The following is a 15528-nucleotide window of genomic DNA, read 5'->3' as shown; positions in this document are numbered from 1 at the left end:
CCGGATATAAAAACAGGAAAGGAACCTGCGCCATGGAACAGAACAAGCAGTCCGCCCCCCAGAACGCCGCATCGGAAGCGGCAGTACGGCGTCAGAAGCTGGCCGACCTCAAGGCCGCCGGCCACGACCCGTTTACCATCACCAAATGCAAGCAGGATGCTTTCTCTGCTGATTTGAAAGAAGAATATAAAGATTTGCCCGCTGAGGAAGATACCGGCCGTATGGTTAGCCTGGCTGGCCGTATGATGTCCAAGCGCGTTATGGGCAAGGCCAGCTTTGCCCACCTGCGCGATGCGAAAGGTGATATCCAAATCTTCGTCAAGCGTGATCTGCTGGGCGATGAAGCATACGCCGCATTCAAAAAGATGGATGTGGGCGATATCATTGCCTGCACCGGCGAAGTGTTCCGCACCAAAATGGGCGAACTGAGCGTGCGCGTGCATGAGCTGACCTTGGTTTCCAAGAGTCTGCTGCCTCTGCCCGAAAAGTTCCATGGCCTGACTGACCGTGAAGCCCGCTACCGCCAGCGCTATGTTGACCTGATCGTCAACCCCGAAGTCAAGGATACTTTTGTCAAGCGCAGCCAGATCCTGAAAGAGATCCGCGCTTACCTGGACGAAAAGGGCTTTTTGGAGGTCGATACCCCCATCCTGACCCCGTTTGAAATCGGCGCTTCTGCCCGTCCTTTCTATACCCATCACAATACGCTGGATATGGATATGGTGCTGCGCATCGAGACAGAGCTTTACCTCAAGCGCCTGATCGTGGGTGGCATGGACCGTGTATATGAGGTTGGCCGTATCTTCCGCAACGAGGGTATGGACCCCAAGCATAACCCCGAATTCACCACCATTGAGCTGTATCAGGCATTCACTGATTTCCACGGCATGATGGATCTGGTGGAAGAGCTCTACAAACGCCTGGCTCTCAAGGTCTGCGGCAGCATGGAGATCACCTACCAGGGCAAGCAGATCGACTTGGGCCACTGGGAGCGCCTGACCATGGTGGAGGCCGTCAAGAAGTATTCCGGTGTTGATTTCAATGACTGGAAAACCGATGAGGATGCCATCACCGCTGCTAAGGAGCACCATGTGGAGCTGCCCGAAGTTCCGACCAAGGGTGCGATCCTGGCAGAGTTCTTTGATGCATTTGTTGAAGATAAGCTCATCCAGCCTACTTTTATCTATGATTATCCTGTCGAAATCAGCCCGCTGGCCAAGCGCAAGCCCGATGACCCGGCGTTTACTGAGCGGTTTGAGTATTTCATTGACTGCACCGAGTATGGCAACGCATTCAGCGAGTTGAATGACCCCATCGACCAGAAAGCACGTTTTGAGCGCCAGGTTGCTGAGCGCAAGGCCATCGAGCCCAACTGCAAAGCCCAGGTTGATTACGACTATGTTACCGCTTTGGAATACGGCCTGCCCCCCACGGGCGGCCTCGGCTTCGGCGTTGACCGTCTCGTCATGCTCCTGACCGACAGCGCCTCCATCCGCGATGTTCTGCTGTTCCCCACGATGAAGCCCATCGACTAAAAAGCATTGATTCTACGCCTTTTATCAACCGCGTTTGGCTGATTTGACACCACATTGACACCAAACTTGTGCAGAAAAGGCTTTACAAAAAGCAGAGAGTTATCCTCTTACGGATGACTCTCTGCTTTTTTGTTTATGTAGTTGTGCATTTCTGCGCGGAAGTAATGAGGTGATACCATTCGCAGCTTTTACATTCCGGCAGGTCACCGCAGGCAGGAACGCCGGTATCCGGGTCATCGGGGCAATTATAATAATCATATTTCCAGTTCATTTGAAATCCCTTCATCTTAAAAAGTGCATTATAAAATTGCCTACTCTCACTCGGCTGTTATCTCTGTCCGATGGTTGCTTACTCGGCGGGTTCCATCTTCTCCATGCAATCACCGCAAATGATGTTCACGGCTTTTGTGGCTCTTACGCTCTGGTGACAGCAGGGGCAAATATATTTGCGGGTGCTGCTGGGCTTCTTGGTCTTGGTGACGGTTCCGTTGCCTGCCCCTTTGGGGAGTGTTCCAATTACATCCCACAGGCTGACCGCCTCGCACATCTGAAGGTCTTGCCAGCCCTGTTCCTCGATGAAATCCAGCAAAGGAAGTCCGGGGCTTGTAATCGTCCATCCGTATTTTGGATGCTTCTCAACGCAAAGCCCGTGGCTTTCGGCAATCTCCTTATACTTCCGATTGTGGTAAAAGTTTCCGGAACCACTGGTATCTTTGATACCTTTTTCTGCCGCCAGACAATGACACATCTCATGCAAAAGCGTACTGCAAGTGTCTTCTATCGGGCGGCTAAGTGTGGCGCTGCTGATGTTGATTTCATACCGCCGCTCGTCTCCTGCCTGCCAAACCTTACTGCAAGTGAAATGCCCATAAGCGCCCACGGTCTTTTTTAGGCTGATGACAACTTCGGGCAGTTCCCCATTGAAAAATCTGGCGTTCAGCAGGCGATACATTTTTTCAAGCTGTCCTGCAACGCGGCTGGTTTTGACGGTCTTTTTCATTTTGAAAACCTCTCTTTCAAAGTTCACTTTTAATCGCCTTTGGCGGGGGTGGAAATTATTGGCCCCAACCGGCGACCAAAAAGAGAGGCAAATAGAGGCTGTGGCAAGGGAAACGTGGAATACCGAAGCCGAGCGAGGATATGCCGCGAAAGCCCCTTGCCCAAAGCCGAGAGTTGCCCATAATACTGGGCGCGGTTGGGACAATCCCCCGTCGTTCCCCTGTTTGTGCCGGAAAACGGCGCAAAGTCCAAACCTTCCTTAAAAAGCCCAAAAGTTTGAACTTTTGGTGCGCAGAAGTGGCCCCGCATAAAACAGGTATTTGGGCCGCGTCAAAACTTATATTCAAAAGGAGCGCATGAAAATGGCCTATTATGGCTACATCCGAGTGTCAACCAAAGGGCAGGTGCCCGGAACCTCTTTGGCCGAGCAGGAGCAGCAGATAAGGGAGCGCTATCCGACTGCAACCATTGTAAGAGAGGCAGCGTCCGGCGCTCACGAACGGCAGGTATTTGACAACCTGTGCAAATCCTTACAGGCGGGTGATACTTTGGTGGTCTGCAAAATGGATAGGTTTTGCAGGTCAGCAAAGGAAGGCTTGCAGTATGTGGATTTGCTGCGGGATAAAGGTGTTGCCGTCCACATTCTCAATATGGGCCTGTTGGACAACTCCCCTATGGGGCGGCTTGTGGCAACGATGCTGCTTGCTTTTGCTGAATTTGAAAGAGCGCAGATAATCGAGCGCACTCAGAGTGGCCGACAGGCAGCAATGGCAAAACCGGGCTTCCGGGATGGACGCCCGCAAAAATTCACGGCATTGCAGGTGAAACACGCACTTGGGTTACTAAGTGAGTATAGTTATAAACAGGTAGAGGCCATGACAGGCATTTCCAGAAGCACCCTGCAAAGGGCTAAGAAGAAAGTTGAGGTACAACAATGAAAATTACTATCAAACTGTCCGAAACAAACAATGCACTGCTCAACCGCGTGGTCAAGGAAGAAAAGGTGGACGCAAGCGAGTTCGCCAACAACGCTTTCCTTGACAAGTTCCTGCCGGTATCGGAAAAGCTGGGGATTGAAGCAGGCTTCATCCTTCAGGAGCATGAAGCCGGAACGCTGAATGCGTGGCTCGTCAAACAGAGCATCTCCCGTGGAATCCGTTGGCTGGGAAAGCACCCTATCCGTGACAACGCCATTCTAAAACAGATTCTTGAACGCTTCCCGTTTGGCGCGGAAGACAACGGGAAAATTTCAACCTGCAATGAATGTGTGCAGTCGGATATGGATAGGGTGGTTGCACTGCTGAAAGAGCGTGTTCCCGGTTATGTACCCACGAAGAACGGATATGACGGACTGGTGGAAGATGTTCTTGCAAATTGGGAGTACATCTGGGACGAAGCCATCGTATATAACGTGCTGTCCACGATTGTGTACACCAACGAACCGAAGAAAGACTTTGACTGGTATGACGGCCTGAAGTTGCTGCATCTCATTGATTTTGCAGCATGGCAGCAGTGGTGTGATGCGTGATAGTGCATCACGGCGGATGGCTGCAAACCCAAGGGGGCAGGAACGGCGAAAAGTCGTTCCGATGGGGGCCGCAGCCCCCACTGGCGGCAAGCAGGTCTTGTTGGCAGCGGGGAGTCCAGAGGGGTCACGCCCCTTTGGCAAGGTAAGCCCACAAGGGCGGTGGGAGTTTCCACAGAAACTGCCATACCTTGTATGACACAGCAGATGAAGACTAAATGCACTGCCTACTTTTGCATTGCATTTTAAGTCGCAATCGGATGGGGCATGAACCCCGCCGAGAAAGGAGAAATTATGATGGCGTGTGCCATGAAGTTTAGTGCGGGCGCAGTCCGCAATCAACTTCGCCACAACCGGCGAACAATCGAACATTCGAGCAACCGGGATATTGACCCGGAGCGGCTGGAACACGACTATGTTCTGTCGCCAGACCGGGGCATGACCGGGTACGATTACTTTTTGCAGCGCAAATCGGAACTGTACTGTTACAATCGTGACGATGTAAAAGTTATGGTTGGCTGGATAGTGACAGCCCCGCAAGATTTAGACCCTGCCCGCTATGATGACTTTTTCTGTGCTTCATACGATTTCTTGGAAAATCGTTATGGCAAGGAAAATGTCGTGCAAGCCATCGTCCACGATGACGAGGGCGGCCAGCCGCATTTGCATTTCTGTTTTATCCCTGTTGAGGAAGACCCGAAGCACGAACAGGGCTATAAAATCTGTGCGAACGATGTGCTTGACCGCCGCGAACTGCGCAATTTTCATCCTGACCTGCAACGCTATCTGGATGAACACGGTCTGGAAGATGCCCACGTTATGACCGGCGTAACAAAGCGGCAGGGGGGCAACCGCACTGTCGCGCAGCTGAAAGTCGAACGCGAACAGGAATATCAGCAGGAAGTAGAGCGTCCCGCACTATATTTTGGAGAATCCAAAATTGAACAAGGACTTCACTTTTAAGGAACGGCCATGAAACAGATTGTATGGATTATCAACTGCTATCTATATGGCGCAACACTGATTCTGCTGGCTGTGCTGGCACTGCTGGTGTATCTGCGCGGGCAGGCTAATCATCTGCCTAATCCGTTCGCCCGCAGAAACATCGTCTATCGTCCCAAAGAAAAGGCGCAGGGCGTGTTGCTGGGCAAGAAATTTGGTCTGATGGCTTACTCCCCCGAACAGGACGAGGGGCACATCCTCGTAATGGGGCCATCCGGCACAGGCAAGACAAGTGCCCTACTGATTCCGACTTTGCGGAGTTGGCAGGGCACGGCTCTTGTTGTTGACATATCCGGCGACATATCAGCTAATGTGCATACAGAAAACAAAATTATTTTTGACCCTACGGCGGCGGATTGTATTCCGTATGATGTGTTTGCGTCCATTGATGCGGCCCCGGATGACACCGAGCGGCAGGAGCGCTTGGAGCAGCTGGCCTATCTGCTGCTGCCGGACAAGGCCAACGACAGCGAGGCGGGAGTATTTTTCACCAAAAACGGGCGCAAGATGATAACGGCAGCCCTTATCTGCTACTATGGCATGGGCTGGGGCTTTATCGAAATCTGCGAGTTTTTCCTCGGCCATGATTGGCGCTCCCTGCTGAACGATATTGCCAAACAGGAAAACACCGCAGCCAACGCATATATTAGTTCCTTTGCCGGGGCCAGTGAGCAAAATACCGCAGGCTGCAAGCAGAGTGCAGATGACGCGCTCAAACTATTTGCAACGAACAGCAAAATTAAAAATGCACTTAGAAAAGTTCCGACTTATGAGAAATCCATCTGTCCGGCCACTTTGGAGCAGAACAGCATTTATATTTTCATCCCGGACGAAAAACTCAAAATCTATGGCGACCTGCTGCGCATTATTACGGCCCAGTCGATGGAATACTTTTCATCCAGACCGCCGGAACACAAGCAGATGATTCTATTTTGTCTTGACGAATTTGCCTCGTTCGGCAAGCTGCAAATCACCGAGGCCTTGCGCAAACTGCGGAAGCGTCACATCCGTATTATGGTGCTCACCCAATCGCTGGCCGACCTCGATATGATTTACGGTAAGGACGAACGGAAAGCCATGCTTGGCAACTTTAAGTTTACCGTTCTGCTCGGCTGCAAGGACACCGAAACGCAGGAATACTTCTCCAAAATGATAGGCGAAAAGCACACACTGCTGGTCGCCGATACCAGCCAGAAGCCGCAGCCTATCATCAAGCCCGCAGACCTCGCACACTTGGAACATGACCTCATTGTTATTTGCGATGACGGGGCCGTGCGGCTGCATAAGAACTTTTACTTCAAATGACGTTGCAAAAAAACGTTTCGTAAGCGGCAACCGGGAGCAGTTAGCTTGGATTTTCCAAGTGGGCTGCTCCTTTTTCTTTGGGTAAATCTTTCCGGGGCAGCTTGGGGCAAGTGATTTAGTTCGTTTCTAAAAAAGGCTGTCTTTTTAGCTTTTATGAAAATACCTGCCACATACTGCCCCAACGAACGTTTTTTGGCAACGTAACTGGAAAAAGGTTCCCATTTTTATGGATTTATGGTACAATTCTAATATTGTATAAGTGTACCCAAATGCGGGAGTTGGGGGTGTAGGATGTCAACCAAAAGGCCGAAGCCGGAACTGTCGGCTCACTTTATCCGTGAGAAGCGGATTCTTAAAGCAGCTGATACCGCTAAATACAATGCAAGGTTGAAGGAAATCGACCTGCCGGATGATTATGCTATTTACGGTTATGAACCATCCAGTGGGAGAAAACCCGCTGCCTACTGGGTGTGTAAGCAAAGTGTTGGCGAATGCCCGGAATGTGGTACACCCTATCTGGAGGATGCGATTGCCAGCGTATCAGAATCCAAGCTGACGCATTATTGCAGAGTGGAAATCCCGCACGAGGGAAGGAAACCTACCTACGAAATTCACCCGGCAACGCTTTATTTGCGCCGCATACGCTGGCTTTGCTATAACTGCTATTCTGAGCAGAAAACATACAATGCTAGAATGCAGGATGATTCCAAACTTGTGGATAAAGAAGACAAAAAGCTGACCTTGCAAGTGAAAGAACATCTTGGGCAGCAGGCTATGCATATGGAGATAAATACGCTTGCTGAAATATTTGATATTTCCCCGCATACAGTCGATAAATGCTTTGACAAGGCAGTGGATAAATATGACAAAGAGCGCGATTGGGATAATATTTCTACGCTCGGCTTGTACACTATCACATTGAATGTGCAGGGGCAACAAGCTGATTGCTGCCTATGTGCGAACGTGGATACTGAAAAACTGATTGAATTTTTCCCCTACGAGGATACAAAAGCCGCAGAAGCCTTTTTGAGCAAGCTAAAGAACAAGCAGAATATCCAACGCGTTTTTACCAGCATAGACAGCGCGGCATTTGATTTTGCCAAGACAAATTTTCCTATCGAAACAATTATGGTAGACCGGCTGGATGTGCGTAAGCGTTTGCTGAACGGATTGGAAACGGTCAAAAAAGGCAACGATGATAGCAAGAATTATCCTTTACTGCGGCGGAATTGGACACTGCTTGATAATGATGACGAGGCAATTCCGACCAACAGCAAAGACTACATCCTTCTCAAAAAAGTGCTGGATGCATTCCCTCGAATTGGCGTTGCATATTGGCTAAAAGAAGCCGGTATGGATATTTATCGCAAACTTGCGGGTCAGTGCAAGCTGGTAAATGATTGGATTCTCAGTGACAAGCACAACATCCTGCCGTATGAGCAATTACAGCAATGCATGACTCAGGCGAAAGAGCCTGTTGTGCGCTTTGCAGAGCAGTACAACGGCGTTGACCGCAGCAGATATGAAAAAGCCATATTAGCTGCGGAGAAACCTTTGATGAATTGTGCCAAGTCAAATGAAAAAAGTAAATCTGCACGGTGGTCACGCGCAGCATCTTTTAAGAAGATTCGCGCCCGCGTTTTGTACGGTGCTGCGATGATGGCAAACTATTTTGCGGCGCAAGAGCCAAACGAAAAATCTCACGAAGAATACGCGATACATAAGGAAATGTATTTTACAACGGTTGACCGCATAACAACTGCAAAAATTAACACACCTGCGGTTGAAACTGATGTCGCGCCTGAAATCTATCTCCATAATTTTGGAATTCCCTTATCCATATATCCAAACCTGTTAGGCTACGGGCTGGAAGAATACAGCCATGTCTTGCTGGATTTGAAGCCGTTGAAAAAAGACAGGCAGTATCTTTCGAGAGAGGAACAAACGGAGGAAACAATGTCGGACAAAATTGCCTTTGACGCTTTGTGGGATGAATCCCCAATTGATGTCACCCCGGAAGTAAACTTTATTTGGAGCATCGCCAACAAACTGCGCGGCTCCTATATGCCGGATAAGTACGGCGATGTCATTATTCCTATGACAATTCTGCGCCGCTTGGAGTGTGCCTTGGAGCCGCACAAGGAAGCAGTTTTGGCCAAATTTGCAGAAAATCCGAACTATCCGCCGAAGGCAATGTACCGCATTTCCGGCTATCAGTTCTATAACACCTCGCCCTACACGCTGAAAGAACTGTGCAACGAGCCGGACAACATTAAATCCAATTTCAAAGTGTACATTCAAGGCTTCTCCGCCGAAGTACAGGAAATCTTCAATGGCCTTGAAATGTTCAGTCACATCGACAAGATGGATAAGGACGGATGTCTGTTCAGCGTGGTGCAGGCATTTGCCGACTTGGATTTGGACCCTAAGACCTACGACAGTATCAAGATGGGCTATATCTTTGAGCATCTGATTGGCAAGTTCTATCAGAATGTAGATGCCGGTCAGTTTTACACAGGTCGTGACATTATCAAGTGCCTTGTCGCTGTGCTTATCAGCGAAGGCTGTGACGACATTTTCGATGATGGCAAGGTTGTCACTGTCTGCGACCAAGCCTGCGGAACAGGCGGTATGCTCAGCACGGCGTACAGCTTTATCAAACACTACAATCCCAGTGCCGATGTGCGTCTGTTCGGGCAGGAATTTATGCCCCAGTCCTACGCTGTCGGTCTGGCAGAGATGATGATTAAAGGGCAGAACATTGAAAACTTCCGCAATGCCGATACTTTCAAAGAGGATTGCTTCCCCAACATCAAGATGCGCTTCGTGCTGGAAAATCCGCCCTTCGGCACGCCGTGGGCAGGAAAAGACGCCAAGGCCGGGCAGGAGGATGCTGTCCGCAATGAGTTTAAGCGCGGCAAGAAGGGTCGCTGGGGTGCAGGTCTGCCGAGCGGCGGCGACTCCCAGCTGATTTTCATGCAGTCGGCTATTGATAAGATGGATGACAAGGTTGGCCGCGCTGCGATTATCGAGAATAACAGCCCGCTGTTTACAGGCGGTACGGCATCCGGCGAAAGCCAAATTCGCCGCTGGATTCTGGAACAGGATTTGCTGGAGGCCATTATCGCACTGCCCACCGACCTGTTTTACAACACGGGTATCGCTACCTATGTCTGGATTTTGTCCAAGAACAAGCGCCCGGAACGCAAGGGCTATGTGCAGTTGATTGATGCCACCAGCATCTTCCACAAGCTGCGCAAGGCGGCAGGCAACAAGAAAAACGAACTTCTGCCGGAGGACCGCAGCAAAATCGTTAAACTGTACACGGCGTTTGAAAAGAACGAATACTGCAAAATCTTCAAGAAAGAAGAATTTTTGTACCGTGAGTACACGGTCATGCAGCCGCTGCAGCGCAGCTATGCCATTACGGAGGAGCGCATTGACCAGATGCTGGCGGACGGTACACTGAATTCCGTATATGACCCCGCCAAGGTCGATGAACTGGAAGAACAGGGCGCACAGATTTCCGTCAAGGACAAAATGAAGCTGGACAAGCTGTATGAGCAAAAGCCTATCTACGAGGCTGTTATCTCTGTTTTGCAGGACGCGGTTTCGGATGAAATCTATCTTTCCCCGGAAGTCTTTATGCCGGTGTTGCGCAAGGCACTGGCAAAAGTGACCGATGATAAAAAGCTGCTGGACAAAATTGCGGATGGCTTGTCCGTGATGGATAAAAATGCTGAAATCCAGAGAGACAAGCACGGCGCAATTCTCTATGATAAGGATTCCAAAGATACCGAGCGTGTGCCTTATGAGGAATCCATCGATGATTATATGGCACGGGAGGTTCTGCCCCATGTGCCAGATGCAAAGGCGTTTTGGGAGGAAAAGGTGGATGCCAAGAAGCCTGTTATCAAGACGGGCGCAGAGATTCCGTTCACGCAGTATTTCTACAAGTACGAGCAGCCTGTACCCAGCGAGGAATTGGCAAAGCAGTTTATGGAACTGGAGCAGTCTGTCAGCCAGCGCATTGCGAAGCTGTTTGGGTAAGGTGGTGGAACTATGCGTGAAATGAAAGATAGCGGGATTGAGTGGATTGGGAACGTCCCTGCAACATGGGAAAGATGCAAAATCAAAAATGTGATTTCTTCTATTGGCAGTGGAACAACTCCTACAAGCAGTAATATCGACTATTATAACAGTGAGGACATCTGCTGGATTCAAAGCGGTGATCTATATAAAACATCATATATAAGTAATACAGCAGTTTCTTTATCAGCTAAAGCTCTACACCTTTCAGCCTTGCAAATATACGCCGCACCATTTATTGTGGTTGCTATGTATGGTGCATCTGTTGGCAATATTGCGATTTCAACAATTGATGCATGCAGTAATCAGGCTTGTTGTTGTATAAAACCAGATAACAACAATGATTTGAAATTCATGTATTACTGGCTATCTATGTGCAAAATAGATTTCTTGAGTCAGTCGATTGGTGGTGGTCAGCCTAACATTAGTCAGAGTAAAATTAAAAATCAATTTTATTATCGTCCTCAATTAAGTGAACAAAAAGTAATTGCCAACTTCCTTGATTCCAAATGTTCCGAAATTGATGCCATCTCGGCTGACATCCAGAAAGAAATCGAAATATTAGAGCAGTACAAGCGTTCCGTCATTACCGAGGCTGTCACCAAGGGACTGAACCCGGATGTGGAAATGAAGGATAGCGGTATTGAGTGGGTCGGAAATATTCCTGTCCATTGGGACGTTCGCCCTTTGTATTATTATTTTGCCGAAAGAAAGAAAAAAAACTATCTCGGACAAGAGCAGAACTTGTTGTCACTCAGCTATGGAAAAGTGATTCGGAAAGACATCAATACATCTGAGGGACTTCTGCCGGACAGTTTTAATGGCTATAACATCATTGAACCGGGAGATATTGTTCTTCGGCTTACAGATTTGCAGAATGACAAGCGTAGCCTGCGGACAGGGCTTGTTAAAGAACATGGCATTATTACTTCTGCATATGTAACATTAAAGGCTGCTAAAGAAGTAGTTCCGGAGTATTTCCATTACCTTTTGTACGCCTATGATGTTATGAAGGTTCTGTACAATATGGGCAATGGTGTTCGTCAAGGCTTGAATTATTGCGAGCTTTCCAAGATGCACATTGTCGCACCGCCACTTGATGAGCAGAAAAATATCGCAGCACGCCTTGATTGCGTGTGCAAAGGGATAGAGTCGATAATTGCAAGCAAAAAACAACAGCTTGCGATTATTGATTCTTATAAAAAATCCCTTATCTATGAATATGTGACAGGCAAAAAGGAGGTTGTGTGATGGCTGATTTTGAAGAACAACTCAATTTACTCTTGCAGGAGGCTGCTGACATTTACTCTCCGCTTGGCATTGGCTTTTTAGAAAATGACAACGCAGCTTCTAAATGGATGAATGACGTGCAAATATTTAACGATAAGTATCTAAAAGAACATCCTTTGGGGCAACGAATGAAAACATTGCTTTTCCACCGCCCTAACAATGCTGTTGGAGAGTTAATGACTTGCTTACAAAGTATACAAGGTGACCGGGAATTTATTGATAAAATGAACGGAATCCAATCTGTGAATGTTCCCAAATATCAAGCAAGGACGCTTCCGGAGTATGATGTTTTTATTTCGCACGCGAACAAAGATAAAGAAGATTTGGTCGAGGAACTGTATCAATCTCTGAAAGCGCTGGGAATTTCTATCTTCTATGATAAGGAATCGCTTGAGTGGGGCGACAAGTGGAAAGACAAAATCCTTGATGGAACAAAAAAAGCAGAATTTGCAATTATTGTCATCTCCGAAAACTTCTTTGACCGAGAATGGACAGAGAAAGAGTTGAATGAATTTCTTAATCGGCAAAATCGTAATGGGCAAAAACTGATTTTGCCGATTCTGCACAACATCACGGCAGAACAACTAAAGGAAAAGTATCCTTCTGTCGCAGATATACAGGGAATTCCTTCCGATAAGTATAGCTGTGACCAAATAGCGTTGCTTTTTGCAAAGCAGCTAATCAAGCGTCTAAAATCTGCTTGAGGAAAAAGAAAGAAGGTGGTTCCGTGAAAATTATCGGAACTGAGCGCGACTATCAGCGTTATATCATCGACTACTTAATTGATAATAACGGCTACATAGAGCGCAAATGCAAAACGAATTATGACCGCACCACGGCCATGGACCGCGAACTGCTGTTTCGCTTTCTGGACACGACACAGCCGGACACAATGGCGGCACTGCGGAAAATCTACAACGGACAGACCGAGGAAACCATCGTTAAATTTATACTCCAGAGCATCGATAACAAGGGCAGCAGCCTTATCGAAACGCTGAAATCCGGCATTGAAATTTCCAATATGCATCTGGACCTGCTGTACGGTAAGCCAGCCACCGATTACAACATTGACCTTGTTGCCAAGTACAATGCCAATATTTTCTCCATCATGGAGGAAGTCTGGATTAACGATGACCAGCGCATCGACCTTGTTGTGTTCCTCAACGGCTTTGCCATTGCGACCTTTGAGCTGAAATGCCAGAACGCAGGTCAGAACTACCGCATGGCAATCAAGCAGTATTCTGAGGACCGTGACCCGAAGAACCGTCTGTTTCTGTTCAAAGCGGGTGCTTTGGTCAACTTTGCTATGGACCTCGACACCTGCTATATGACCACCAAGCTGGACGGTCTTGGCACACGCTTTATTCCGTTCAACCGTGGGCGCGGCGAGGGTGTAAACACCGGGGAAGGCAACCCCTTGGATGACGGCGTGGACGATTATCCGATGCATTATATGTGGGATGATATTCTGCGCCGTGACAGCCTGATTGAACTGATTACCAAGTTCGTCTTTATCCAGCGTGAGCAGGTCGTGGACGAACTGACAGGGAAAAAGTCCGTCAAAGAAAAGCTGATTTTCCCGCGCTACCATCAGCGCGATGCCGTCCGTCAGCTTTTGGCAGATGCCGAGTACAACGGCACACAGCTTAATTACCTGATTGAGCATTCCGCAGGTTCCGGCAAGACCAACACCATTGCGTGGCTGGCCCATCGGCTGGTATCCCTGCACGATACCCAAAACCATATTGTCTATGACAGCGTTCTGGTCATTACAGACCGTGTGGTGGTAGACCGCCAGCTGCAGGACGCAATCAAGGGTATCGACCATAAGAGTGGACTTGTCTGCACCATTGATGACAAAAAGACCTCTGCCGACCTTGCCGATGCGCTGAAAGGCAACTACAAAATCATTGTCACCACGATTCAGAAATTCCTCTATGTGGATTTCTGGAAGCTGGCGCAGAACCAGAACAATAAGACCTTTGCCATTATCATTGACGAAGCCCATTCGTCTACGTCCGGCAAGGATATGATTGCGGTCAAAAATACGCTGGGGCAGAACGAGGGTCCCGAAGAAGCCGATGCGCAGGATGCTATCGAAAATGAAATCCAGCGCCACGGCAAGGCACCCAATGTGTCGGTCTTTGCCTTTACTGCCACGCCAAAGCCGATGACGCTGCGCCTGTTTGGTCGTGAAAGCATTGATGCGGACGGAAACCCTGTGTATCAGCCGTTCCACCTGTACAGCATGAAGCAGGCTATCGAGGAGGGGTATATCCTTGATGTGTTGCAAAACTATATTGAATACAAGACCTATTTTGAGCTGAACAAGACCATTGAGGACGACCCGGAGATGAAGACGATTGCCGCCAAGCGGCAGATTGCACGCTATATTGATTTGTTTGACGACAATATCAATCAGCGCGTCAATATCATTGTCGAGCATTTCCGTTCCACTGTTATGCAGGAACTCGGCGGGCAGGCAAAAGCAATGGTTATCACGGCATCCCGCGAGGCGGCAGTGAAGTATCGTCAGGCGTTCGAGGATTATGTCACACGGCATAATTACAAGGATGTAAAGGCGCTGGTGGCATTCTCCGGCAAAGTGAAAATTGAAAATACCGAATACACCGAGCCGAGTATGAACGGCTTTGCTGAGGATAAGCTGCCGAAGGTGTTTGACGGGGACGAGTATAACGTTCTGCTGGTGGCAAATAAGTATCAGGTCGGTTTCGACCAGCCGAAGCTCTGCGCCATGTATGTGCTGAAAAAACTGCGCGGTGTAAATGCGGTGCAGACGCTTTCCCGCTTGAACCGTGTATGCCCGCCCTTTGATAAAAAGGTCGTGGTCATGGACTTTGTGAACCACGCGGAGGAAATGGAAGAAGCCTTTGCGCCGTTCTACACCACAACGGTGCTGTCCAACACCGCCACGGTTGCCCAGCTCCGCGAACTGGAAAATAAGATTGACGGCTACAATGTTCTGGATGACCGCGATGTTGATACGGTTGCAAGCATCGTCTACAACCCGAAAGGAAAGCGCACCACAGCCAAAGAGGACCGTCTGGTTTACCAGTGCATCCAGCGTGCTGTAAATGTGCTGAAAAATCAGTTCAACGAGGACCACCAGCGAGCCTTTACCAAGAACTGCCGTGGCTTTGTACGTTTGTATGAGTTCCTGTCGATGGCCTCCAGCTTTGGGGACCCGGAACTGCACAAAAAATATGTGTTCGTCAATTTGCTGCTGACTTATTTAGTTGTCGGCAACAGCGGTGGTATCAGCTTGAAAGATAAGATTCAGGCCACAAATTTTGTGCAGGAAAATCAAGGCGATAAAGGCAACAAACAGCGCCATGCCAGCGCCCCGAATGTAAAGTTGAGCGGGGCCGATGTCGGTCTGACTGTGGATGAAGTAAAGCATCTGTCGGAAATTATTGATGAGGTAAATTCTCGCGCGGGCAAGGGCTACGATAGCAGCGCCATGACGAAAGTTATGCTGCAAATTAAAGACCTGCTGCTGCACTCGGAAAAGTTGAAGACCTCTGCTAAGAACAACACCGAGCAGGACTTTGAGTTCAGCTTCTACGACAATACCGATGACGCACTGATTGAGGGGCTTTCCCAGAATCAGGATTTCTTTAGCCTGCTGTTGAGTAATGACGACATCAAACACCGTGTGCTGGGTGTGTTCCTGCATGAGGTTTATAAGGAACTGCGGGAGCAGCCATAAACGGCGTGTAGGGCAATCAATTACAAAAGTGACCGCCTGAGCATCATTCAAAT

The 15528-nt window shown here is 48.7% G+C and carries 11 protein-coding genes; 9 read left to right on the top strand and 2 right to left on the bottom strand.

All coding sequences use genetic code 11. The features are described 5' to 3' along the window. Nucleotides 1-32 precede the first annotated feature (32 nt). Nucleotides 33-1535 carry a lysine--tRNA ligase gene (gene lysS, locus PG062_RS02435; RefSeq protein WP_270750940.1) on the top strand — a complete coding sequence of 501 codons (1503 nt, stop codon included), beginning with the start codon at nucleotides 33-35 and terminating at the stop codon, nucleotides 1533-1535. Nucleotides 1536-1668: 133 nt separating this feature from the next. On the opposite strand, the gene PG062_RS02430 is transcribed toward lysS, so the two are convergent. Both PG062_RS02430 and PG062_RS02425 read right to left on the bottom strand, forming a co-directional pair. Further along, nucleotides 1669-1806, bottom strand: coding sequence for a hypothetical protein (locus PG062_RS02430; protein WP_178846648.1), 138 nt, complete (start codon nucleotides 1804-1806; stop codon nucleotides 1669-1671). Between the two features lie 78 nt (nucleotides 1807-1884). Then, a complete protein-coding gene (locus tag PG062_RS02425) occupies nucleotides 1885-2535 on the bottom strand; it encodes a SprT-like domain-containing protein (RefSeq protein WP_270750935.1) in 651 nt (216 codons plus the stop codon). A 355-nt stretch (nucleotides 2536-2890) separates the two neighbouring features. Between PG062_RS02425 and PG062_RS02420 the strand changes: the two genes are divergently transcribed. The 8 genes from PG062_RS02420 (at nucleotide 2891) to PG062_RS02385 (ending at nucleotide 15475) form a co-directional block, all read left to right on the top strand. Continuing rightward, nucleotides 2891-3472: a recombinase family protein gene (locus tag PG062_RS02420; RefSeq protein WP_270750933.1), complete on the top strand. Its 582-nt coding sequence runs from the start codon at nucleotides 2891-2893 to the stop codon at nucleotides 3470-3472. Continuing rightward, nucleotides 3469-4062: a hypothetical protein gene (locus PG062_RS02415; protein WP_270750931.1), complete on the top strand. Its 594-nt coding sequence runs from the start codon at nucleotides 3469-3471 to the stop codon at nucleotides 4060-4062. Before PG062_RS02420 ends, PG062_RS02415 begins: the two co-directional genes overlap by 4 nt. A 264-nt stretch (nucleotides 4063-4326) precedes the next feature. Next, nucleotides 4327-5022, top strand: a complete 696-nt coding sequence (locus tag PG062_RS02410; protein ID WP_270750930.1) for a plasmid recombination protein — start codon at nucleotides 4327-4329, stop codon at nucleotides 5020-5022. 9 nt (nucleotides 5023-5031) lie between these two features. Further along, on the top strand, nucleotides 5032-6366 hold the full coding sequence (locus PG062_RS02405; RefSeq protein ID WP_270750928.1) for a type IV secretory system conjugative DNA transfer family protein: 1335 nt from the start codon (nucleotides 5032-5034) through the stop codon (nucleotides 6364-6366). A 291-nt stretch (nucleotides 6367-6657) separates the two neighbouring features. Then, nucleotides 6658-10416: an N-6 DNA methylase gene (locus PG062_RS02400; protein WP_270750926.1), complete on the top strand. Its 3759-nt coding sequence runs from the start codon at nucleotides 6658-6660 to the stop codon at nucleotides 10414-10416. A gap of 12 nt (nucleotides 10417-10428) precedes the next feature. Further along, nucleotides 10429-11706 carry a restriction endonuclease subunit S gene (locus PG062_RS02395; protein ID WP_270750925.1) on the top strand — a complete coding sequence of 426 codons (1278 nt, stop codon included), beginning with the start codon at nucleotides 10429-10431 and terminating at the stop codon, nucleotides 11704-11706. Continuing rightward, nucleotides 11706-12449, top strand: a complete 744-nt coding sequence (locus tag PG062_RS02390) for a toll/interleukin-1 receptor domain-containing protein (protein ID WP_270750923.1) — start codon at nucleotides 11706-11708, stop codon at nucleotides 12447-12449. Before PG062_RS02395 ends, PG062_RS02390 begins: the two co-directional genes overlap by 1 nt. A 23-nt stretch (nucleotides 12450-12472) precedes the next feature. Further along, the gene (locus PG062_RS02385) at nucleotides 12473-15475 is read left to right on the top strand and encodes a type I restriction endonuclease subunit R (protein ID WP_270750922.1); all 3003 of its coding nucleotides are present in this window, start codon (nucleotides 12473-12475) and stop codon (nucleotides 15473-15475) included. Nucleotides 15476-15528 lie beyond the last annotated feature (53 nt).

This window comes from Gemmiger qucibialis, assembly GCF_027689445.1.
Lineage (GTDB): Bacteria > Bacillota > Clostridia > Oscillospirales > Ruminococcaceae > Gemmiger > Gemmiger qucibialis.
Note: the sequence above shows the minus strand (reverse complement) of the source record. Positions and strands in the feature narration are given on the sequence as shown.